General features: G+C 71.5%; 21 protein-coding genes. 1 reads left to right on the top strand and 20 read right to left on the bottom strand.

What is annotated here, in order from left to right; genetic code table 11:
* Positions 1-3: 3 nt before the first annotated feature.
* From FCN22_RS07820 to infC, 12 genes are all read right to left on the bottom strand, one after another.
* Positions 4-1,203 (bottom strand): acetylornithine transaminase, encoded by a 1,200-nt coding sequence (locus FCN22_RS07820; RefSeq protein ID WP_137120989.1) that lies wholly within the window; start codon positions 1,201-1,203, stop codon positions 4-6.
* A complete protein-coding gene (gene argB / locus FCN22_RS07815) occupies positions 1,200-2,108 on the bottom strand; it encodes an acetylglutamate kinase (RefSeq protein WP_137120988.1) in 909 nt (302 codons plus the stop codon). Before argB ends, FCN22_RS07820 begins: the two co-directional genes overlap by 4 nt.
* Before the next feature lie 143 nt (positions 2,109-2,251).
* Entirely contained in the window at positions 2,252-3,403 is a 1,152-nt protein-coding gene (gene argJ, locus FCN22_RS07810; protein WP_137120987.1) for a bifunctional glutamate N-acetyltransferase/amino-acid acetyltransferase ArgJ, read from the bottom strand.
* 58 nt (positions 3,404-3,461) lie between these two features.
* A complete protein-coding gene (gene argC, locus FCN22_RS07805; RefSeq protein WP_137120986.1) occupies positions 3,462-4,514 on the bottom strand; it encodes an N-acetyl-gamma-glutamyl-phosphate reductase in 1,053 nt (350 codons plus the stop codon).
* Between the two features lie 46 nt (positions 4,515-4,560).
* The gene (locus tag FCN22_RS07800; RefSeq protein ID WP_137120985.1) at positions 4,561-5,370 is read right to left on the bottom strand and encodes an SDR family NAD(P)-dependent oxidoreductase; all 810 of its coding nucleotides are present in this window, start codon (positions 5,368-5,370) and stop codon (positions 4,561-4,563) included.
* Between the two features lie 2 nt (positions 5,371-5,372).
* Entirely contained in the window at positions 5,373-7,913 is a 2,541-nt protein-coding gene (gene pheT / locus FCN22_RS07795; protein ID WP_137120984.1) for a phenylalanine--tRNA ligase subunit beta, read from the bottom strand.
* The gene (gene pheS / locus FCN22_RS07790; RefSeq protein ID WP_137120983.1) at positions 7,913-9,007 is read right to left on the bottom strand and encodes a phenylalanine--tRNA ligase subunit alpha; all 1,095 of its coding nucleotides are present in this window, start codon (positions 9,005-9,007) and stop codon (positions 7,913-7,915) included. Before pheS ends, pheT begins: the two co-directional genes overlap by 1 nt.
* Before the next feature lie 104 nt (positions 9,008-9,111).
* Positions 9,112-10,224, bottom strand: coding sequence for a PAS domain-containing sensor histidine kinase (locus tag FCN22_RS07785; protein WP_137120982.1), 1,113 nt, complete (start codon positions 10,222-10,224; stop codon positions 9,112-9,114).
* A 10-nt stretch (positions 10,225-10,234) separates the two neighbouring features.
* On the bottom strand, positions 10,235-11,044 hold the full coding sequence (locus FCN22_RS07780; protein WP_137120981.1) for a TrmH family RNA methyltransferase: 810 nt from the start codon (positions 11,042-11,044) through the stop codon (positions 10,235-10,237).
* A 43-nt stretch (positions 11,045-11,087) separates the two neighbouring features.
* Positions 11,088-11,474, bottom strand: coding sequence for a 50S ribosomal protein L20 (gene rplT, locus FCN22_RS07775; protein ID WP_137120980.1), 387 nt, complete (start codon positions 11,472-11,474; stop codon positions 11,088-11,090).
* An 81-nt stretch (positions 11,475-11,555) separates the two neighbouring features.
* Positions 11,556-11,750 carry a 50S ribosomal protein L35 gene (gene rpmI / locus FCN22_RS07770; RefSeq protein WP_137120979.1) on the bottom strand — a complete coding sequence of 65 codons (195 nt, stop codon included), beginning with the start codon at positions 11,748-11,750 and terminating at the stop codon, positions 11,556-11,558.
* Positions 11,751-11,806: 56 nt separating this feature from the next.
* Positions 11,807-12,331 carry a translation initiation factor IF-3 gene (infC, locus tag FCN22_RS07765; protein ID WP_238384589.1) on the bottom strand — a complete coding sequence of 175 codons (525 nt, stop codon included), beginning with the start codon at positions 12,329-12,331 and terminating at the stop codon, positions 11,807-11,809.
* Between the two features lie 390 nt (positions 12,332-12,721).
* Between infC and FCN22_RS07760 the strand changes: the two genes are divergently transcribed.
* Complete coding sequence (locus FCN22_RS07760) at positions 12,722-13,096, top strand: DUF1844 domain-containing protein (protein WP_137120978.1); 375 nt, start codon at positions 12,722-12,724, stop codon at positions 13,094-13,096.
* Between the two features lie 62 nt (positions 13,097-13,158).
* Here the strand turns inward: FCN22_RS07760 and FCN22_RS07755 are convergent, their stop codons facing one another.
* The 8 genes from FCN22_RS07755 to hisD form a co-directional block, all read right to left on the bottom strand.
* The gene (locus FCN22_RS07755; RefSeq protein WP_137120977.1) at positions 13,159-14,385 is read right to left on the bottom strand and encodes an MFS transporter; all 1,227 of its coding nucleotides are present in this window, start codon (positions 14,383-14,385) and stop codon (positions 13,159-13,161) included.
* Positions 14,386-14,477: 92 nt separating this feature from the next.
* A complete protein-coding gene (locus tag FCN22_RS07750) occupies positions 14,478-15,209 on the bottom strand; it encodes an SseB family protein (protein WP_137120976.1) in 732 nt (243 codons plus the stop codon).
* Entirely contained in the window at positions 15,202-15,969 is a 768-nt protein-coding gene (gene priA, locus FCN22_RS07745) for a bifunctional 1-(5-phosphoribosyl)-5-((5-phosphoribosylamino)methylideneamino)imidazole-4-carboxamide isomerase/phosphoribosylanthranilate isomerase PriA (protein WP_137120975.1), read from the bottom strand. The genes FCN22_RS07750 and priA overlap by 8 nt, the downstream gene beginning before the upstream one ends.
* 100 nt (positions 15,970-16,069) lie before the next feature.
* On the bottom strand, positions 16,070-16,696 hold the full coding sequence (gene hisH / locus FCN22_RS07740) for an imidazole glycerol phosphate synthase subunit HisH (protein ID WP_137120974.1): 627 nt from the start codon (positions 16,694-16,696) through the stop codon (positions 16,070-16,072).
* A complete protein-coding gene (locus FCN22_RS07735) occupies positions 16,693-17,331 on the bottom strand; it encodes a hypothetical protein (RefSeq protein WP_137120973.1) in 639 nt (212 codons plus the stop codon). The genes hisH and FCN22_RS07735 overlap by 4 nt, the downstream gene beginning before the upstream one ends.
* Positions 17,332-17,334: 3 nt before the next feature.
* Positions 17,335-17,970, bottom strand: a complete 636-nt coding sequence (gene hisB, locus FCN22_RS07730; protein WP_137120972.1) for an imidazoleglycerol-phosphate dehydratase HisB — start codon at positions 17,968-17,970, stop codon at positions 17,335-17,337.
* Positions 17,967-19,091 (bottom strand): histidinol-phosphate transaminase, encoded by a 1,125-nt coding sequence (locus FCN22_RS07725; RefSeq protein ID WP_137120971.1) that lies wholly within the window; start codon positions 19,089-19,091, stop codon positions 17,967-17,969. Before FCN22_RS07725 ends, hisB begins: the two co-directional genes overlap by 4 nt.
* The gene (gene hisD / locus FCN22_RS07720) at positions 19,088-20,452 is read right to left on the bottom strand and encodes a histidinol dehydrogenase (RefSeq protein ID WP_137120970.1); all 1,365 of its coding nucleotides are present in this window, start codon (positions 20,450-20,452) and stop codon (positions 19,088-19,090) included. The genes FCN22_RS07725 and hisD overlap by 4 nt, the downstream gene beginning before the upstream one ends.
* Positions 20,453-20,565 lie beyond the last annotated feature (113 nt).

Raw genomic sequence — 20,565 nt, 5'->3', positions numbered from 1 at the left:
AGGTCATGCCGTCTCCTCGGAGGGTGTCGTGTCGAGCAGCACGGGCAGCGCTGCGACGAAGGTCTCCAGCTGCTGCTGGGTGATGATCAGTGGAGGCGCGAGCCGAATCGCGTCCGGACACACGGGATTGACGATGAAGCCCGCCTCCAGGGCACGCGCTGCGACGTCACCGGCGCGGGGCTCCGTCAGCTGGATCGCCAGCAGCAGCCCCTCACCGCGCACCTTGCGGACCAGCGGGTGGCGCAGCGCGGTGACTTCCCCGGCCAGCCACTCGCCTGTCCGTCGCACGTGGTCGAGCAGGCCCTCACGCTCGATTGTCTCGAGCACGGCCAGACCCACCGCTGCGCCCAACGGGTTGCCGCCGAACGTCGTGCCGTGCTGCCCGGGTTGGAGGAGACCCGCCGCCCGCTCGCCGAGGGTCAGCAGCGCACCGACCGGGAAGCCTCCGCCCAGCCCCTTGGCCACCGTGATGGCGTCCGGCACGATGCCGCTGCCCTGGTGGGCGAACCACGCTCCGGTGCGGCCGATCCCGGTCTGGATCTCGTCGACCACGAGCAGGGACCCGTGCGCGGTCGTCAACTCACGCGCCGCCTGCAGGTATGCCGTGTCCAGCGGTCGCACGCCAGCCTCACCCTGGATCGGCTCCAGCACGACGGCGGCGACCGTGTCGTCGACGGCGGCGGCCAGCTCCTCGAGATCGCCGAACGCGACGTGGACGACCTCTTCCAGCAACGGCGCGAAGGGCTCGCGGTAGGCCGGCTTGTGGGTGAGGGCGAGCGCACCCATGGTCCGGCCGTGGAACGCGCCCTCCAGCGCGACGATCCGTCGACGCCCGGTGCGACGGCTCAGCTTGATCGCGGCCTCGACCGCCTCCGTGCCTGAGTTGGTGAAAAACACCTTCGATCCGGTTGGGGCTCCTGCGATCTCGAGCAGTCGCTCGGCGAGCTCGACCTGGGGCCGGGTCGTGAAGAAGTTCGAGACGTGCGCGAGCTGCGCGGCCTGTTCGGTCAGGGCTCCGAGGACGGCGGGGTGGCCATGGCCAAGGGCGTTGACCGCGATCCCGCCGAGGAGGTCGAGGTAGTGCTTGCCGTCCACGTCCCAGACCTCGGCGCCCCGGCCGTGGTCCAGGACGGCGAGGGGCCGTCCGAAGACGCCGAGCAGCGACCGCTCGTAGCGCTCCTGCAGTGCGGTGCTGTCGGTCATGCTCTCGTCCCTTCCTGGGTGACCATGGTGCCGGTCCCCTCGTCGGTGAAGACCTCCAGCAGCAGCGCGTGCGGCTGCCTCCCGTCGATGACGTGCGCCTGCGGCACCCCCTGCCGGACCGCCCTGGTGCAGGCCTCCAGCTTCGGCACCATGCCGGCCTCCACCCGGTGCAGCATCGTCTCGGCATCGTCGACCGCGAGGGTCGACAGCAGGCTCGACCGGTCCGGCCAGTTGCCGTAGACGCCCTCGACGTCGGTCAGCACCACCAGCTTGCGGGCCCCGAGCGCGACGGCCAGCGTGGCCGCGGCGGAGTCGGCGTTGACGTTGAGCACGCTACCCGGCACGTCGAGATCTGGCGCCACCGATGAGACCACCGGGATCCGGCCGGCGGCCAGGATGTCTTGCACGGCATCGGGGTTCACGGTCTCCACGTCGCCCACGAGGCCCAGGTCCACCGGCGCGCCGTCGACCTGGGTGACGCGGCGACGGGCACCGAACAGTCCCGCGTCCTCGCCCGAGAGCCCCACGGCGAGAGGCCCGTGCTGGTTGACCAGCCCCACCAGCTCGCGGCCGACCTGCCCGGTGAGGACCATCCGGACCACGTCCATCACCTCGGGTGTGGTGACCCGCAGGCCGCCGCGGAACTCACTCTCCAGTCCGAGGCGGTCCAGCATGGCGGCGATCTGCGGCCCGCCGCCATGGACCACGACCGGTCGCAGCCCGGCATACCGCAGGAAGACGACGTCCTGCGCGAAGGCGGCCTTGAGCTCGTCGTCCACCATCGCGTTGCCGCCGTACTTGATCACGACCAGCGCCCCACGGAACCGCTCGAGCCACGGCAGCGCTTCCACCAACGTCGCGGCCTTGTCCCTCGCTGCGCTGCGATCCTCACTCGTCGTCGTCATGTCGAGCCCCACTGACCTGACTCCTGCTCGCTCCGGTCCTCGCTGCGCTGCGATCCTCACTCGTCGTCGTCATGTCGAGCCCCACTGACCTGACTCCTCGCTCGCTCCGGTCCTCGCTGCGCTGCGATCCTCACTCGTCGTCGTCATGTCGAGTAAGCCGAGTTCTCGTGCACGTACTCGTGCGTCAAATCATTGGTCCACACCGTCGCCGAGGAGTCGCCCGCGTGCAGGTGCACGAGGAGGTGCACCTCGCGCCCGGACAGGTCGACCAGGGAGCGGTCCTCGCCGACTCCCCCACCGCGACACACCTGCATGCCGTTCATGCTCACGTCGAGAGCGGCAGGATCGAACGCCGCGGTCGTCGTCCCCACGGCCGCCAGCACGCGCCCCCAGTTGGGGTCACCCCCGAAGATCGCGCACTTGAACAGGTTGTTGCGGGCCACCGCCCGGGCCACCTCGAGCGCGTCCTCCTCCGAGGCGGCGGAGCCCACCTCGATGGCGATGTCGTGGTGTGCGCCCTCGGCGTCGCCGATGAGCTGGCGGGCGAGGTCGCCACAGACCTCGGTCACCGCTGACGTCAGCTCGGCAAGGCTCGGCGAGACCCCCGAGGCGCCGGACGCCAGCAGGAGGACCGTGTCGTTGGTCGACTGGCACCCGTCGGAGTCGATCCGGTCGAACGTCCGGCTCGTGGCGGCGCGGAGCGCGGCGTCGAGAGTGGTCGAGTCCGCCACCGCGTCAGTCGTGACGACGACGAGCATGGTCGCCAGAGCCGGTGCCAGCATGCCGGCCCCCTTGGCCATGCCACCGACTCGCCACCCGGACGCGGTGGCGGTCGCCTCCTTGCACACCGTGTCGGTTGTCATGATCGCCGTCGCTGCGGCCGTTCCACCGTCTGCCGCGAGGGATCCGGACGCCTCCGTCACGCCGGCCAACAGTTTGGGCAGGTCGAGCAGCTCGCCGATCAACCCCGTCGAGCAGACGGCCACGTCCGCTGCCGCGACCCCGAGCGACGTGGCCACGTGCTCGGCGGTGGTGTGCGTGTCGGCGAACCCCGGCGCTCCGGTGCAGGCGTTGGCGCCCCCGGAGTTGAGCACCACCGCGTCGACGCGACCGTCCGTCAGCACCTGCCGGCTCCAGGTGACCGGTGCCGCCTCGACCCGGTTGGAGGTGAACACCGCGGCGGCATCGTGCCGGGGACCGTCGTTGACCACGAGGGCGAGGTCCGGGCGGCCGCTGGGCTTCAGGCCCGCGGTCACACCGGCGGCCCGGAAGCCTTCGGCGGCAGTGACACTCACGCCGGGGTCCCGGGATGGAGCCGGAGTGGGGTGCTCTCAGCGGGATGGTTCAGATGGTTCATGGCGCCACTCCCACGGCGGGAAGGCCGAGAGTCTCATCGAGGCCCAGGGCGAGATTGGCGCACTGGATCGCAGCGCCCGCGGTGCCCTTGGTGAGGTTGTCGACGGCGGCGACGGCCACGACCCGGCCGGTCCTGGCATCTGTGGCGACCTGCACCAGCACCACGTTGCTGCCCAGCACGTCGGCCGTGCGGGGCCACTGGCCCTCGGGCAGCAGGTGCACGAAGGGTTCGTCGGCGTAGGCCCGCTCCCACGCCTCGCGGACGTCCCCCGCGCCGTGCCCGTCGGAGAGTCTGGCGGTGCACGTGGCCAGGATGCCGCGCGGCATCGGCGCCAGGGTGGGCGTGAAGGAGACCTTGACGGCGTCATCACCGAGACCGGCTGCCGCAGAGAGGTTCTGCTCGATCTCGGGCGTGTGCCGATGGGTGCCACCCACCCCGTAGGGCGACATCGACCCCATCACCTCTGCCCCGGTCAGGTGGGCCTTCGCGGCCTTGCCTGCACCGGACACCCCACTGGCCGCGACGATCACGATGTCGTCGCCGGACACGACGCCGCCCGCCAGGCCGGGGGCCAGGGCCAGCGTGCACGCGGTGGGATAGCAGCCGGGCACCGCGACCCGGCGCGAGCCGGCGAGCTTGCCGCGCCTCTTCGCGCCGGAGGGCAGCGGCAGCTCGGGCAGCCCGTAGGGCCAGCACCCGGCATATGGCGTGCCGTAGAACTCGTCCCAGGCCTGCCCACTGGTCAGCCGGAAGTCGGCGCCGCAGTCGATGACGACCACGTCGTCCGGCAACGAAGCGGCCACCGCAGCCGACGCCCCGTGCGGCAGCGCGAGGAACACCACATCATGGCCGGCCAGCGTCTGCGGCGTGGTGGGCTGCAGCACCCGGTCCGCGAGGGGCATCAGGTGCGGATGGACGGCACCGAGCCGCGTGCCGGCGGAGCTGGCCGCGGTCAGCGCACCGACTTCCAGCTCCGGGTGACCGCAGAGCAACCGCACGACCTCGCCGCCCGCATAACCGCTCGCACCCGCCACTGCCGCCGTCCACATGTGCATGAATATACACGCCTTCGTGAATTCATGCACCAAGCGTCGGTCAAGCCAGCGGGTCGTCCGCACCCCAAGGGTGCAGGCGCAGCCGCCTGTCGTCGTCGCCGAGCCCCTCCTCGGCGCGGGCTCGCAGCGACGCGGGGGTGTCGGCGCCCGCCCGCACGAGCCGACCGGACCACGCATCGAGGTCGCCCGACGCGAGCGCGAGCGCGAGGTCGGTCACCTCCTGCGGAGAGGTCCATTCGGTCCGACCGTGGTGCATCTTCATCGAGTGCGTCATGTCGGTCTCGATCACCCCGGGCGCGAGGTCGAAGGCGCGTATGCCGTGTGCCCCTCCGGCCAGGTGCAGTCCCCCGGTGATCCGGGCCAGCGCGGCCTTGCTCGCGTTGTAGGCGGTCAGGTCGGGGGTGTCCCGCCCGCCGCTGCCGCTGTTGAGGTTGATGATGCGCCCGCCGCCGGCTGCCGCCATGTGGCGGGCCACCGCGCGGCTGACCAGGAAGGGTCCCAGGACGTTGACCGTCACGACCTGCCACCAGCGGTCGACGTCGGCCTCCCAGATCGGGGCCTCCGGCTCGATCAGTCCGGCGTTGTTGACCAACAGGTTGATCCGGTGGTGCCGCTCGAGCACGGCTGCGACAAGGGTCTCCACCGCGGTCTCGTCGGTGACGTCCACGGCGTGACCTCTCGCCGTGCCGCCGCTCGCCTCGAGCTCAGCCACCACCTCATCGAGGGCGGCGGTCCCGCGGGCGCAGAGCTCCACGGCATACCCGCAAGCGGCCAGGGCCCGTGCGAGCTCGCGCCCGATGCCTCTGGAGGCACCGGTCACCACCGCCACCGGCGCCCCGCTGCCGGCCACGGTCAGGTGCTCCTCAGCACGGCGCCGGTTGCCGCGGCTGCTGCGGCGACCGCACGGTCGCGGAGCTGGTTGACCTCTTGGGTCTTCAGCGTCCGGTCGGGGGCGCGGAAGACCAGGTGGTAGGCCAACGACTTGTGGCCCTCGTCGACCTGGTCGCCCACGTAGACGTCGAAGAGCGACAGCGACTCGAGCAGCTCACCGGCACCCGAACGCAGCGCCGCCTCGACGTCGCCAGCCGTCACGTCGGCCGCGACGACGAGCGCCACGTCGCTGTGGGCGACAGGATGGGTCCAGATCGAACCCGCGGCGACGGCCGGTTCGCTGGCCCGGGTGAGCACATCCAGGTCGATCTCCCCCGCCACGGTGCGTCCTGGCAGGCCCATGGCCTGGACCACCTTCGGGTGCAGCTCGCCGGCGTGGCCGACGACCGTGCCGTCGGACAGCGTGATCCGGGCGCAGCGCCCGGGGTGCCACGGCGCCCGGTCGGCGGCGGAGACCACGACCTCGACGGCGAGGGCATCGGCCAGTGACCGGACCACCTCGACCGCGTCCGACCAGTCGGCAAGCCGGCCCTGTCCCCACCAGCCGCCGCGCTCACGCTCTCCCGTCATGGCGTAGGCCAGGTGCCTCGGTTGCGGCGGGACGGCCGCCTCGATCGCCGCGAGCGTGTCGTCGTCGGGTCGCGCGGTCACCGCCGGCACCGGGGCTGGTCCGGCTGACTCCTCGGGCAGGGTGACCAGGCCGACTTCACAGATCGCGACGTCCTTGTGACCACGGGAGACGTTGCGCCGCAACGTCTCCAGCATGGTCGAGAGGACGGAGGTGCGCAGGAAGGGCGCCTCCTCCGACAGCGGGTTGGCAAGACGCACGGCCCGGCGGCGCGGGTCGTCCGCCTCGAGCCCGAGCTGGTCGTGCACCCCCGCGCTGGTGAAGGGGTAGGACAACACCTCGACCAGCCCGATCGAGGCCAGTGTGTTGGCGGCGATCCGTCGCACGCGCTGCCCGTGGGTGAGCCCGCGACCACCGGGGGCCTGCGGGAGCACGGAGGGAATCTGGTCGTAGCCGCGCAGTCGAGCCACTTCTTCGACGAAGTCCGGCCCGTTCACCAGGTCCGGACGCCACGACGGGGGCTGGACGGTGAGGGGTCCGCCCGGCTGCGGTTCGTCCACCTGGCAACCGATCTCGCGCAGGACCTCGATCACCTCCTTGCGTGGGTAGGCCAGCCCCACCAGCGTGCTGGGCAACGTCGGATCGAAGCTGACGGGCTGTCTCGCCGACCGTCGGTCGACGTCGGTCACACCGTCGTCGGCGACCCCGCCGCCGTGCTCGACGAGCAGCTCGACGGCGAGCTGGGCGGCCGCGTCGGCCAGGGCCGGGTCGACGCCGCGCTCGTAGCGCTTCGACGCCTCCGTGGTCAGCCGGTGCCGACGCGACGACCGCGCGATCGACGTGGGGTCGAAGTGGGCCGCCTCGATCAGCACGTCAGTGGTGCGGGCCGTGACCTCCGAGGTCTCACCACCCATCACCCCGGCGATCGCCAGGGGCACCTCGCCGCCGTCGGTGATCAGCAGGTCCTCGACGTCGAGCTCGCGGTCGACGTCGTCGAGGGTGGTGAGCCGCTCCGCCTCCCGGGCCCGGCGCACGACGATCTCGCCGGACAGGGTGGACACGTCGAAGGCGTGCAGGGGTTGCCCGAGGGCGAGCATCACGTAGTTCGTGACGTCCACCGCCAACGAGATCGGCCGCATGCCGGCCTCGGTGAGTCGCTTGGCCATCCAACGGGGCGACGGCCGCTCCATGTCCAGCCCCCGCACGACGCGCGCGACGTAGCGGTCGCAGCCGGCGCGGCCGCCGAGCGGCGCCTCGTCCGCGAGGCGCACGGCATACCCCCGGTCGTTGGGCGCCGGGACCGGCAGCTGTGCGGGGTCCCGGAAGGTGGCGCCGGTGGAGTGGGAGTACTCCCGCGCCACGCCGCGGATGCTGAAGCAGTAGCCGCGGTCCGGCGTGACGGTCACCTCGACCACCTCGTCGGCCAGGCCGAGCAGGGCGATGGCGTCTTCACCGGGCTTCAGGTCCTTGGCGTCATCTCCGAGCAGCTCGGTCAGGACGATGATGCCGTCATGATCGGTGCCGATGCCGAGCTCCATCGCGGAGCAGATCATGCCGGCGCTGACGTGGCCGTACGTCTTGCGCGCGGAGATCTCGAAGTTGCCGGGCAGGACCGCTCCGGGCAGGACCACGACCACGAGGTCGCCGACCGCGAAATTGTGCGCACCGCAGACGATTCCCTGCGGGGTGCCGTCGGTGAGCCGCTGGCCGTTCTCGCCGACGTCGACCCGGCACCAATTGATGGTCTTGCCGTTCTTCTGCGGCTCCGGCGTCATCTCGAGGACGCGCCCGACGACGAGGGGCCCGGTCACGCCTCCGCCGTGCAGACCCTCTTCCTCCAGGCCGACTCGCACCAGGCTGGCGGCGATGTCGGCACCCGTGGCGTTCTCAGGCACGTCGACCATGGAACGCAGCCAGGTCACTGGTACCCGCATCAGATCTCCATCCCGAACTGGGCGCTGAAGCGCACGTCTCCCTCGATGATGTCGTGCATGTCGGCGACGCCGTTGCGCAGCATGACGGCCCGCTCGATCCCCATCCCGAACGCGAACCCGGTGTAGCGGTCGGGGTCGACCCCGCAAGCAGTCAGCACGTTGCGGTTGACCATGCCGCAGCCGCCCCACTCGATCCAACCGGTGCCGCCGCATGTCCGGCAGGACGAGTCGGCACCACGGCAGACGAAGCAGCGGAAGTCGAGCTCGGCACTGGGTTCGGTGAAGGGGAAGTATGACGGTCGCAGCCTCGTGGTGATGCCCTCGCCGAACAGCTCGCTCACGAACCGGTCGAGGGTGCCGCGCAGGTGCGCCATGGTCAGGCCCTCGTCGACCGCCAACCCCTCGACCTGGTGGAACACCGGCGTGTGGGTCGCGTCGAGCTCGTCAGTGCGAAAGACCTTGCCGGGGCAGGCGATGTAGAGCGGCAGCTCGCGCTCTAGCAGGCTGCGGACCTGCACGGGCGAGGTGTGCGTGCGCAGAACCAGCCCACCGTCGGGAGGGTCCACGAAGAAGGTGTCCTGCATCTGGCGGGCCGGATGGTCGGGGCCCAGGTTGAGCGCGTCGAAGTTGAACCACTCCGACTCGAGCTCGGGGCCCTCCGCGATCTCCCAGCCCAACCCCACGAAGATGTCGGCAATGCGCTCCGCGGTCAGCTCGACCGGGTGCCGGGCACCGACGGGTCGGCGGGACCCGGACACCGTGACGTCGACGGTCTCCTCCACCAGCAGCCGAGCGTCGCGCTCGGCCTCCAGCTCGGCCTGCCGCGCGGCGAGGGCCCGGCCAACCCGCGCCCGCGCTGCGCCGACCCGCTTGCCGGCATCGGCCTTGGCCGACGGGGGCAGGGCGCCGATCTCGCGGTTGGCGAGGGCGAGGGCGCTGCGGTCGCCGACGTGCGCGATACGGGCGTCCTTGAGCGCGTCGAGCGTGCCCGCTGCCGCGAACGCGGCTTCTGCCGCCTCGACGACCTCATCGATCGCGGCGGGGTCGAGGGCGCTGACCTCGACGGGGTCGTACTGCGTGTTGGCTCCGGACATCGCTTCCACTTCGGCTGGGGTGGGTGCGGCCGACCGACGGCGGTCGGCGCGAGGACTTGAGTCTAGGCCGGTCAGGCTGTGTGGTTTGCCGCCGCTCGTCGCTGCTAGGCAAACTGCTCGGGCGCGCCTGCCGGCAAGGTAAATCGGAACTCGGCACCGCCCGACGGTGCGCGACCGACGCTGATCTGGCCGCCGTGGGCCTCGACCAGACCGCGCACGATGTAGAGGCCGAGCCCCGTGCCGCCCTGCGGTCGACTGTGCCAGAACCGGGTGAAGATCACTGAGTGGTGCTCCTCCTCGATGCCGGGTCCGTCGTCGCTGACGGTGACCTCGATGGCCTCGCCACCGTCCCCTGCGGACACGCCGAGACGCACGGCGCCCTCCCCGTGGCGCAGGGCGTTCTCGAGCAGGTTGGCAAGGATCTGGTCGACCCGGTCGGGGTCGGCCCACACCTCGGGCAGGTCCGGCTCGACCTCGATCTGGAACCGGTCCTGCTCGTAGTCACCCGAGGTGAGCAGACTCTCCACGTGGGCCCTGATCTTGGCGGGCAGGTCGACCGGCTGGCTGCGCACCTGGAGGCGTCCACTGTCGATCCGGGACACGTCCAGCAGCTCGGTGATCAGGCGTGCCACCCGGTCGGCGTCAGCCTCGATGGCCTCGATCATCCACAGCTTCTGCTGGTCCTCGAGCTGGTCCCACCGGCGGCGCAGCGTCGAGGAGAAGCCCTTGACCGAGGTGAGCGGCGACCGCAGCTCGTGGGCGACGGTGGCCACGAGGACGCTGTTGTTGGCCTCGAGGCGGCGCCGGGCGTGGGCATCGCGCAGGGCCACCACCACGGCGGTGACCGGTTTGCCGCGGCCCGGGCGTACGTACTTCGCGCTCACCAGGGCTTCGTCGCCGCCGGGGAGCAGCAACAGCCGCTCCCGGTGGCCCGAGCGGATGTTGATCCCGTGCCAGGGGTCGGAGCACTCCCACCAGGACCTTCCGTCGACGTCCTGCAGGGGCAAGACCTCGCGAATGTCCTTGCCGAGCAAGTCTTCAGCGGGCATGCCGACGATGGAACAGGCCCGGGCGTTGACCTCAGTCACGACCGCGTGCCCGTCAGTCACGATGAGTCCGTCGGGCAGGCGGTCGGCCAGGACGTGGGCGCCCGCGGGGAGCGCGGGTGAGGAGTCGGCGCTCCCCCGTGACGTCCCGTTCACGCGCTCCGAAGCCATGCGAATGACTCTAGCGACTTAGCTGTGTGGCGGAAGCGCGGGCTCCCGCCGAAGCATAGAGGCAAACCGTGGCCGCCATGGCCAGGTTGAGCGACTCGGCCAGCCCGTAGATCGGCACACGGACCACCTGGTCACAGCCGTCGCGAACCTGGGGAGGCAGTCCCCACGCCTCGTTGCCCATCACCCAGGCGTGTCGGCGCTCGAGCGGTGCGTCGGTGAGCAGCTGGTCCCCCGAGCCGTCCGCCGCCAGCAGCAGCAGCCCCGCCGCCCGCAGCCGGGAGAGGAGCTCGTCCACCGGGGCGCCGAGGACGAGAGGCAGGTGGAACAGGCTCCCCGCGGTCGAGCGGACGACCTTGGGGTTGTAGACGTCGACGCTGGCGTCGCTGACGAGCACGGCACCGGCGCCGCTCGCGTCGGCCCCGCGGATCACCGTGCCGGCGTTGCCGGGATCACGCACGTGCGTGAGGACCACGACGAAGTCCGGCCGGGCGGCGAGCGCCGCGTCGAGGTCGACATCGAGCGGCCGGCACACCGCGGCCAGGCCCTGCGGCTGGCGGGTGTCGCACATCGCGGCAAGCACCTCGCTGCTGACGTCATGAGTCGGCACGCCCGCGTCGCGCGCGGCGGCCAACAGGTCGGCATACCGTTCTGCTGCGGTGTCGTCGGCGTAGAGGTCGCGCACCACGTCCGGGCGGTGGGTGACCGCCTCGCGGACCGCTTGCGGTCCCTCGGCCAGGAACAGACCCTGGCGTTGACGCACCGAGCGGCGGCTGAGCGCCCGCACCGACCGAACCCGATCGGATCGGGGGTTGGTCAGCACGGGCCGCGCAGACACAGACCGCCGCCCCGATCGAGTCCGGCGGTCAGGCCGCGTCGGTGGCGCTGGGCTGCTGGGCGGGCACGTTGGCCCGCGAGAGCTCGACCAGAGCGGTGAAGGCCGCCTCGTCGTTGGTGGCGAGCTCCGACAGCATGCGGCGGTCGACCTCGACACCCGCGGCCTTGAGACCCTGGATGAAGCGGTTGTAGGTCATCCCGTTGGCGCGGGCACCGGCATTGATGCGCTGGATCCACAGGCGCCGGAAGTCACCCTTGCGGGCGCGGCGGTCGCGGTAGCTGTAACCCATCGAGTGGGTGACCTGCTCCTTGGCCTTGCGGTAGAGCCGCGAACGCTGCCCGCGGTAGCCGCTGGCCTGCTCGAGGACGACCCGGCGCTTCTTGTGGGCGTTGACCGCCCGCTTCACGCGTGCCACGTGAGTACTCCTTGTTCTTGACGCTCGACCGGGGCATGCGCGGCGTACGCAGCGCGCCGGTCGGTGCTGGATGTGTGGGGGTTACTTGCCGAGGAGCTTCTTGACCCTCTTGGCGTCCGGCTTGGACAGCTCGACGTCGTTCGCGATGGAACGCATCTTCTTGGAGGACTTGTGCTCGAGCAGGTGGCGGCCACCGGCCTGCTCACGCATGACCTTGCCGGTCCCCGTGATCCGGAAACGCTTCTTGGTGCCGCTGTGCGACTTCATCTTCGGCATGGAGCCGATCTCCTTCGGTCGGTTCGTGCTTGCTGCAAATGTGCTGTGCGCGTGGCTCAGCCCTTGGTCTCGGCCTCGGCCCGCCGGCGCCGCTCCTCGGCCTTGGCCTCGGCCTTCTTCTTGGTCGGGCCGAGCACCATGATCATGTTGCGCCCGTCCTGCTTGGGTGCGCTCTCGACGAAGCCCAGCTCCTGCACGTCCTCCGCGAGGCGCTGCAACAGCCGGAAGCCCAGCTCGGGTCGGGACTGCTCGCGACCGCGGAACATGATCGTCACCTTGACCTTGTCGCCCGCCTTGAGGAACCGCTCGACGTGGCCCTTCTTGGTGCCGTAGTCGTGCGGGTCGATCTTCGGGCGGAGCTTGATCTCCTTGATGATCGTGTTGATCTGGTTCTTGCGGGCTTCCCGCTCCTTGATGGCGGCTTCGTACTTGTACTTGCCGAAGTCCATGAGCTTGGCGACCGGCGGCTTGGCCATCGGCGCCACCTCGACCAGGTCGAGATCCGCCTCGGCCGCGAGTCGCAGCGCGTCCTCGACGCGCACGATGCCGACCTGCTCACCATTGGGGCCAACCAACCGCACTTCCGGGACCCGGATGCGGTCGTTGATGCGAGGTTCGCTGATGTGCTGCTCCTTCTGCCGTTCAGACCTGTCGCTGAAACCTGTGGTGTCCGTCAGGGACGAGAAAGGCTCCTCGCCACCTGGGTGCGCGAGGAGCCTGGGCTTCCGGACCAAGCACGGCGGGTATGCCGGGTGCTCACCACCCGGCGTACGCTCCGGCCTGTCGGCGCGAGCCGACGGGACGAAGAGCCGTCTTGACGAACCCGGCGACCTGTCGGTCATCGCGGGTGGAAGCGGAACTGCTGGCTCCTCTTGCACGCTGTCCAACACCGTCGCCCGGTGCGGTGTTCCCCAGAGGGACCCGTGGTGGGCGCCGAGCTGCACAGCCGGTCAGTCTGGGATGCTACCAGCGTGACCGACCAGACTCCCAATCCCTCTCCTGTCGAGCCCGTGGACGCGAGCAGGGAGACCCGCGACATAGCCGAGGTGGCTGCCGTGGAGATCATCACGACCGCTGCGGTGCACCTGATGAGCGCCGCGGCCGTCAAGTGCGGCCTGGCGGAGGGACCGGACGCCGCCGAGCTGCAGGACCTCGACGGGGCGAGGCGGCTGATCAACGCACTCGCGGGACTCGTGACAGCCTCGGCGCCGGACATCGGCAGCGAGCACGCGGCGCCGCTGCGGGACGGGCTCAAGTCGCTCCAACTGGCATTCCGTGAGGCGTCGGTCGTGCCCGACCCGCCCGGCCAGGGCCCGGGCGAGCGCCTGACCGGTTCGGTGGTCTGAGGCCCGGCGCGGTCATCCGGCGCGCCGCCCCGGCCGCGGACCGTCACTGCTTGCCCTGCCGGTCAGGCGGCGAGCTCCACGGTGCCGGCCGCCGCAGGCTTGCGTGTCCGTCGGGCTCCGCCACGATGACGCCACCAGGTGGCACCGGCGCCGAGCATCGCGATCAGCAGGCCGATCGCTGCCACCGAGAGGAACCCTCCGGCATAGCCCCACCGGTCGATGGCGGCTCCGCCTATGGGCGCGCCGAGCGCCGAGCCCGCGGTCATGAACGACCCGTGCCAGCCGAGCGCCTCTCCCCTGGCGCCGTCGGGAACGATCCGCGTCACGGCATCGACGGTGGCGGTGACCGTCGGCGCGACGACCAGCCCCGCGACGAAGGAGATCACGGCCATGGACACCACTCCCGGGGCCACGGCGAGCGGGATCGTCATGATGCTGAGGACCCCGAGCAGCAGGAAGGGTGGGATCGGTCGACCCTGCGCGCCGTAGACCAGCCCACCGACGATGGAGCCGAGCCCCCAGAGCAGCAGCACCACGCCGAGCCGAGGCACCTCGTCCCACTCGCGCAGCGCCGCGACGAGCGAAACGTCTGAGCCGGTCAGCACGACCGTGGCGGCAGCTGCCGCTGCGCACACCGCGACGAAGCGCGGCCGCAGCCACGCGTTCCTGGGAACGCGGGCTGCGATCCGGTCCTCCGCCAGCGTGGATGCCGACACGATCGCCGGGTTGGCCCACCACAGGACCACTGCGGCCGCGACGCCGAGCATCTGCAGGGTGAACAGGACCCAGGCGGTCGGCCACACGGCCGTCAACCAGATCGCCGCCACGGGCCCGATGATGAACGCCATCTCGACGACCACCGAGTCGAGGGACAGCGCCGTGCGGCGGTCGCCCTCCGGCACCGCCGCGATGACCGCCTGCCGGATGATCGAGAAGGTCGGGACGACGAAGAGTCCGGCGATGGAAGCCAGGGTCAGCAGCGGCCAGTAGCCGAGGAACGGGGCGACCGACCAGCAGGCCCCGGCCACGAGCAGTGACGGCAGCACGACCCGCCGCAGGCCGAGCCGGTCGAGCAGCTTGCCCCGCCACGGCCCGCTGATGGCGATGCACACCGTCGCGGCCCCCGCCACGAGGCCGGCGTCGCTCCAGCTGCGGCCCAGGTCGTCGACGACGTGCAGCGTCAGGATGACGCCGGCCGCAAAGAGGGGCACGCGAATCAGGAGCCCGAGCAGGAGGGCTCGGCGCACGTCACGTTGCGCGAGGACGCGCTGGTAGGGGGCGAGGGGCATGGGCGCAATACTTCCATATCGAAAGAGCGCCGCCGACCGAATTTGCCGCCGCCTTTGACCCTCCCGGGCGTGCCGAGGGGTTCGCCGTGCGCTCAGGCTTGCTGGATGGAGAAGCTGAGTCCGTCGATGCGCGCGCGGGTCTCGCCGTCGGTGGCGACCTGCTCTCCCAGCCGGGTGGCGAGGGCCTGCACCGCTTGGGCATCGAGACCGGGCCGGAGTCGCAGCACCAGCCGCAGCGTCCCGGTGCCAGCGGGCTCCCCCGCCTCGGCGGACCACCCGACGACGTCGGGTTCCTCGGCCACCGCACGTCCGAGGGCAGCGCGGACGAACGGGTCCTCGTGCGCAGGCACCCACTCCCGGTCCATCGCGAGCGCCCACACCATGCTCTGTCGCAGCACGAACGACTCGGGTCGGCCGAGGTCGAGGAGCATGACGTCACACCGCTCCTGCACGGCCGCCTGCGCCGCCCGAGAGCTCGTCACCGGCACCGGCCGGGCCGTAACGTCCCACGACTGCAGCGCCTCGATGCTGCTGAAGACCGGCAGTGCTCGTCGCCCGTCCGGCGCGGTCAGGGTGACCACTGCCATGTCGGTCGACTTCTCCACTGCGAGCGCGTCCGACTCGTCGACCTCGCCCGGCGCCGCCACGATCGGCACCAGCAGACGGGCCCCGTGCACCGCGGCCACGAGGGCAGCCTCGTCCGCCGGCGCGCTGAGCGCACGCACGAGCCTCGGGTCGCCGTCGCCGTCGTCGTGGTCGAAGCCGGTGCCCGTCAGCTGCCGGCCGAAGAAGGACTGTCCCGCCGAGTCGTGCGCGTCACTCACGGGGACGTCCAGCCACCTCGAGGGCCTCGGGCAGGGTGAACGAGCCGCGGTAGAGCGCGGATCCGACGATCGCGCCCTCGATGCCGCCCGGTCCGCCGGTGACCAGACTCCGCAACGTCCGCAGGTCGTCCAGCGTCGAGATGCCGCCCGAGGCCACGACCGGCCGGTCGGTGCGGGCACAGACATCCTCCAGCAGCCTGACGTTCGGCCCCTTGAGCATGCCGTCCTTGTCGACGTCGGTGACCACATAGCGGGCGCAGCCCTCCTGGTCGAGCCGCTCGAGCGTCTCCCACAGGTCGCCGCCCTCCTTGGTCCATCCGCGAGCGGCCAGCGTGGTGCCACGCACGTCCAGTCCGACGGCGATCCGGTCTCCGTGCTCGGCGATCGCCCGTGCAGTCCACTCCGGGTCCTCCAGGGCGGCCGTGCCGAGGTTGACCCGCCGGCAGCCGTTCGCCAGGGCGGCGTCCAGGCTGGCGCCGTCCCGGATCCCACCAGACATCTCCACCTTGATGTCCAGCCGGCCCACGATGTCGGCCAACAGCTCCCGGTTGGAACCCCGGCCGAACGCCGCGTCCAGGTCGACCAGGTGCAGCCACTCGGCGCCCTGGTCCTGCCACGCCTTCGCTGCCTCCCACGGGTCGCCGAACCGGCCGCCACTGCCCGCGACGCCCTGCACGAGCTGAACCGCCTGCCCGTCCGAGACGTCGACGGCGGGCAACAGCTCGAGGCGGTGGGTCGAGGGAACGCTGGACGTGGTCATGGTGCGAGGTCCTCCCGGAGTGGTTCGTCTGGCGAGGGCACGACCGTATGCCGTCTCCCGGCACCGGGAGTGTGAGCGCCAGCAGGTGAAACGGTCCGGCTCACAGCAGGCCCAACCAGTTCTCGAGCAGCGTGGCGCCGGCGTCGCCGGACTTCTCGGGGTGGAACTGGGTCGCCACGAGGGGCCCGTCCTCGACCGCCGCGACGAACCGTGTGCCGTGCGCACACCAGGTGACACGAGCCGTAGCCGAGTCAGCTGACCCCGACCACGTCGTGGCCGCATAGGAGTGGACGAAGTAGAAGAGCTGGTCCTCGACGCCCGCGAACAGCTCCGAACCCCGGGCCACCTCGACCGGCGACCAGCCCGTGTGCGGCACCACGTCGGCGGCGAGCCGCTGGACCGTGTCGGCCCACCGACCGAGTCCCGGAAGCGGCTGCGCGCTGGGCTCGTCCGACCCCTCGAAGAGGACCTGCATGCCCACGCAGATCCCCATGACTGGGCGGTCACCGGACAGCCTTTCCCCGATGAGCGCCGGTCCACGGACCGCCCGCAGGCCTGCCATGCAGGCGTGGAAGTTGCCGACGCCGGGGACGAAGAGCCCGTCGGCCGAGGCCACCTCGTGCGGGTCGGCGGTCAACGTGACGCGTGCCCCGACACGTTCGAGCATCCGCACCGCCGACCGGACGTTGCCGCTGCCGTAGTCGAGGACCACCACTGAGGCGCTCACCGGTCGAGCCCGAGCTCGGCGCGCAGCGCGATCTCGTCCTGCGCCGCGGAGTCGAAACCGGAGACGGCGCGTGGGGCCGGCTCGACCACGAACGACCCGGCGATTCCGGCGGACGGCGCAGCGCCGAGCAGCTCGCCGCCGGGCAGGTCGAGCGTGACCATCGCCGCGGCCAGCAGGCTGCGTGCATCGTCGCCGGGAGACCGCAGCAGATCACGCAGCGCTCTCGCGGCTCGAGGCCCGGGACGCCTCGCGGCGCGCTGCAGGTCCTGCGGGCGGGCAACCGGCAGGCCGGGCGACCGCATCACACCTGACTCCGGCTCCCACACGACGAAGCGAGCCTGCGCGCGCAGCCCGCGTGGCTGCACGGTGATCACTGCCTTGCCGTCGATCACGAAGAACCCCAACGCTGCCCGCAACCGGCCGGGGACCCGGCGAGCAGCCAGCATCGGCAGGCACGCGTCATAGGGAGCGGCGGCGCGGGACTCGCCGGCGGGCAGCGCGGCGGTCCACCCGTCGAGAGGTATGACGCGCAGCGGCACCACGCCGCTCGCGGCCCACTTCGAGACGGAGTCGACGCCGCCACGCATCAAGCAGAGTCCGGGCAGGCCGGCGCGGCGTCGTGGAGACAGGGCCACGGTTCAGAGTGCGCCTTTCGCGCTCGGGACCCCGGTCACCCTGGGGTCCTTGGCGATCGCGACTCGCAGCGCCCTCGCGACGGCCTTGAACTGGGCCTCCACCAGGTGGTGGGGATCGCGGCCCGAGAGCACCCGCACGTGCAGGGCGATGCCCGCGTGGTGCGCGAAGCTCTCGAAGACGTGCCGGGTCAGCGAGCCGGTGAAGTGGCCGCCGATCATGGCATAGGCCTGACCGTCCGGCTCGCCCGTGTGCACGACGTAGGGGCGCCCGGCCACGTCGACGACCGCCTGCACCAGTGCCTCGTCCAGCGGCACCGTGGCGTCGCCGAACCGGGAGATGCCACGCTTGTCGCCGAGGGCCTCACGGAACGCGTCGCCGAGCACGATCGCCACGTCCTCGACAGTGTGGTGGGCGTCAACCTCGACGTCGCCGTCGGCCTGGACCCGCAGGTCGATCAGCGAGTGTCGCGCCAGGCTCGTGAGCATGTGGTCGTAGAAGGGCACACCGGTGCTGATCTCCGACTCTCCCGAGCCGTCGAGGTCCAGCCACAGCTCGACGCGGCTCTCGCTGGTGTTGCGTTGCACCTTCGCGGTGCGCCTCGCGGCCGCGTCGCGACCGGCCGGGTTCGTGTCACTCATAGCGGCTGCTCCTGTCGGTGGGTCGGCGCCAGCTCACGCATCGCCGAGAGAAAGGCGTCGGTCTCCTCGGGCGTGCCGGCCGTGACCCGCAGGTGGTGGGCGATGCCGACGTCGCGCACGAGGATCCCATGCTCGAGCAGCGACTGCCACGTGGCCCGCGCGTCGTCGAGCCCGCCGAAGAGGACGAAGTTCGCGTCACTGGGCACCGGGTCGAGCCCGAGCCCCGTCAGCTCGGCCACGATGCGGTCGCGCTGGACCTTGATCGCCTCGACGGTACCGAGCAGCTCAGGCGCATGGGTCAGCGCCGCGGAGGCGACGGCCTGCGTGACCGCGGACAGGTGGTAGGGCATCCGCACGAGCCGCAGCGCATCGATGAAGTCGGGCGACGCCGCGAGGTAGCCGAGCCTCGCCCCCGCCAGCGCGAACGCCTTGCTCATGGTGCGAGTCACGACGAGCCGGTCCCGTCCCTCGAGAAGGGTGAGGGCGCTCGGCGTCCCGGGGCGGGCGAACTCGGCATAGGCCTCGTCGACCACCACCACGGCGTCCGGTGCCGCGTCATGGGCCGCCTCGACGATCTCCAGCGGCAGCGCCGTCCCGGTCGGGTTGTTGGGAGAACACAGCAGCACGAGGTCTGGCCGGTGCTCGCGCACCTGCGCGACCACGCCGGCCACCCCGAGGTCGAAGACACCGTGCCCCTCGACCCCGCGCATCCCGTCGACCCACCGGGTGCCCACGGTCGCGGAGATGATGGGGTGCATCGAGTAGGCGGGCGTGAAGCCGATCGCCGTGCGCCCGGGGCCCCCGAACGCCTGCAGCACGTGCAACAGCACCTCGTTGGACCCGTTGCCGGCCCACACCTGCTCGGGCCTCACCGCCACGCCGCCGGATCGCTGCAGGTAGTCGGCTAGGTCCGTGCGCAGCTCGACGAACTCGCGGTCGGGATAGCGGTTGAGTCGCGGCACCACCCGGGAAACCGCCTTGGTGACGGCGGCCACGACGGCCGGCGGCACGGCATACGAGTTCTCATTGGTGTTGAGCGCAACCGGCACGTCGAGCTGCGGTGCGCCATAGGGGCTGCGGCCGCGCAGGTCGGGGCGCAGCAGGTCGGCGATGGTGCTCATTCGGGCAACCGGTCGTCGAACCGGGCGGTGACCGCCTCGCCGTGAGCGGGCAGGTCCTCGGCCTGGGCCAGGGTGACGACATGGTGCGCGACCTGCGCGAGGGCGTCGGCCGTGTAGTCGACGACGTGTATGCCGCGCAGGAACGACTGCACGGACAGGCCACTGCTGTGGCACGCACAGCCACCGGTGGGCAGGACGTGGTTGGACCCGGCCGCGTAGTCGCCGAGGCTGACCGGCGCGTGCGGCCCCACGAAGATCGCTCCCGCGTTGCGCACCCGCGCGGCGACCTCGGCGGCGTCGCGGGTCTGGATCTCCAGGTGCTCCGCGGCGTAGGCGTCGACGACGCGCAGGCCCTGCTCCAGGTCGTCCACGAGCACGATGGCCGACTGGCTTCCGCCGAGTGCAGCACGAATCCGCTCCGTGTGCTTCGTGGCGGACACCCTCCGCTCGAGCGCCTCGAGCACGGCGTCGGTCAGCTGCTCGCTGTCGGTGACCAGCACGGCCGCGGCCAGCGTGTCGTGCTCGGCCTGGCTGATCAGGTCGGCGGCCACGAGTTCGGGGTCGGCTGAGTCGTCGGCGAGGATCGTGATCTCCGTCGGCCCCGCCTCGGCGTCGATGCCGATGAGGCCCTTGAGCAGCCGCTTCGCCGCCGCGACGTAGATGTTGCCCGGCCCGGTGACCAGGGTGACCGGCTCGCAGACGACCGCACCGGCCTGCGGGCTCCCGTCCGGGCCCTCCTCGCGCGCGCCGTGGGCGAACATCGCGATCGCCTGGGCGCCGCCGACGGCGTAGACCTCGTCGACGCCGAGCAGGGCGCAGGCCGCGAGGATCGTCGGGTGCGGACAGCCCGCGAACTCCTCCGTGTTGTCCCGCTGGGGCGGACTCGTGACGGCCAGTGAGCCGACCCCCGCGATCTGCGCGGGGACGACGTTCATCACGACGCTGCTGGGGTAGACCGCCACCCCACCGGGGACATAGAGGCCCACCCGGTCGACGGGCACCCAGCGCTCCGTGACCGTGCCACCAGGGACGACCTGGGTGGTCGTGTCGGTGCGGCGCTGGTCCTCGTGGACCAGTCGCGCCCGGCGGATGGACTCCTCGAGGGCCGCCCGGACCTCGGGTTCCAGCGCGGTCAGGGCCCGCTCGAGCAGCTCGGCCGGCACCCGCAGCCGCCCGGGCCGCACCCCGTCGAAGCGCTCGCCGAGGTCGCGCAGTGCCGCCGCTCCGCGATGCTCGACGTCCTCGCAGATCGGTCGGACGGTCGCGAGCGCCGCCTCGACGTCGAACTCGGCACGGGGCAGGAGGTCGCGCAGCTCACGCACGTCGGGCGTGCGGCCGCGCAGGTCGGTCCGGGAGATCACCTGGCCATTCTAGAGAGCCCGACCGGGTGCCCCGAGCCGGCGACCTCCGAGGTCCGGAGCGGTGCGATCGCCGCGCTCGGCGCTGCTCACCGGGCCGGAGCACAATGAGGTCC

Origin of the sequence: Segeticoccus rhizosphaerae (assembly GCF_005222685.1) — a bacterium.
In the GTDB taxonomy this organism is placed as follows: Bacteria; Actinomycetota; Actinomycetes; order Actinomycetales; family Dermatophilaceae; genus Segeticoccus; species Segeticoccus rhizosphaerae.
Note: the sequence above shows the minus strand (reverse complement) of the source record. Positions and strands in the feature narration are given on the sequence as shown.

Coding starts and splice junctions, on each gene's coding strand:
- FCN22_RS07820 (WP_137120989.1), bottom strand. CDS start 1,203: ATGACCGACAGCACCGCACTGCAGGAGCGCTACGAGCGGTCGCTGCTC.
- FCN22_RS07785 (WP_137120982.1), bottom strand. CDS start 10,224: ATGGCTTCGGAGCGCGTGAACGGGACGTCACGGGGGAGCGCCGACTCC.
- rpmI (WP_137120979.1), bottom strand. CDS start 11,750: ATGCCGAAGATGAAGTCGCACAGCGGCACCAAGAAGCGTTTCCGGATC.
- hisB (WP_137120972.1), bottom strand. CDS start 17,970: ATGAGTGACACGAACCCGGCCGGTCGCGACGCGGCCGCGAGGCGCACC.
- FCN22_RS07725 (WP_137120971.1), bottom strand. CDS start 19,091: ATGAGCACCATCGCCGACCTGCTGCGCCCCGACCTGCGCGGCCGCAGC.
- argC (WP_137120986.1), bottom strand. CDS start 4,514: ATGTGGACGGCGGCAGTGGCGGGTGCGAGCGGTTATGCGGGCGGCGAG.
- priA (WP_137120975.1), bottom strand. CDS start 15,969: ATGACCACGTCCAGCGTTCCCTCGACCCACCGCCTCGAGCTGTTGCCC.
- FCN22_RS07755 (WP_137120977.1), bottom strand. CDS start 14,385: ATGCCCCTCGCCCCCTACCAGCGCGTCCTCGCGCAACGTGACGTGCGC.
- argB (WP_137120988.1), bottom strand. CDS start 2,108: ATGACGACGACGAGTGAGGATCGCAGCGCAGCGAGGGACAAGGCCGCG.
- pheT (WP_137120984.1), bottom strand. CDS start 7,913: ATGCGGGTACCAGTGACCTGGCTGCGTTCCATGGTCGACGTGCCTGAG.
- pheS (WP_137120983.1), bottom strand. CDS start 9,007: ATGTCCGGAGCCAACACGCAGTACGACCCCGTCGAGGTCAGCGCCCTC.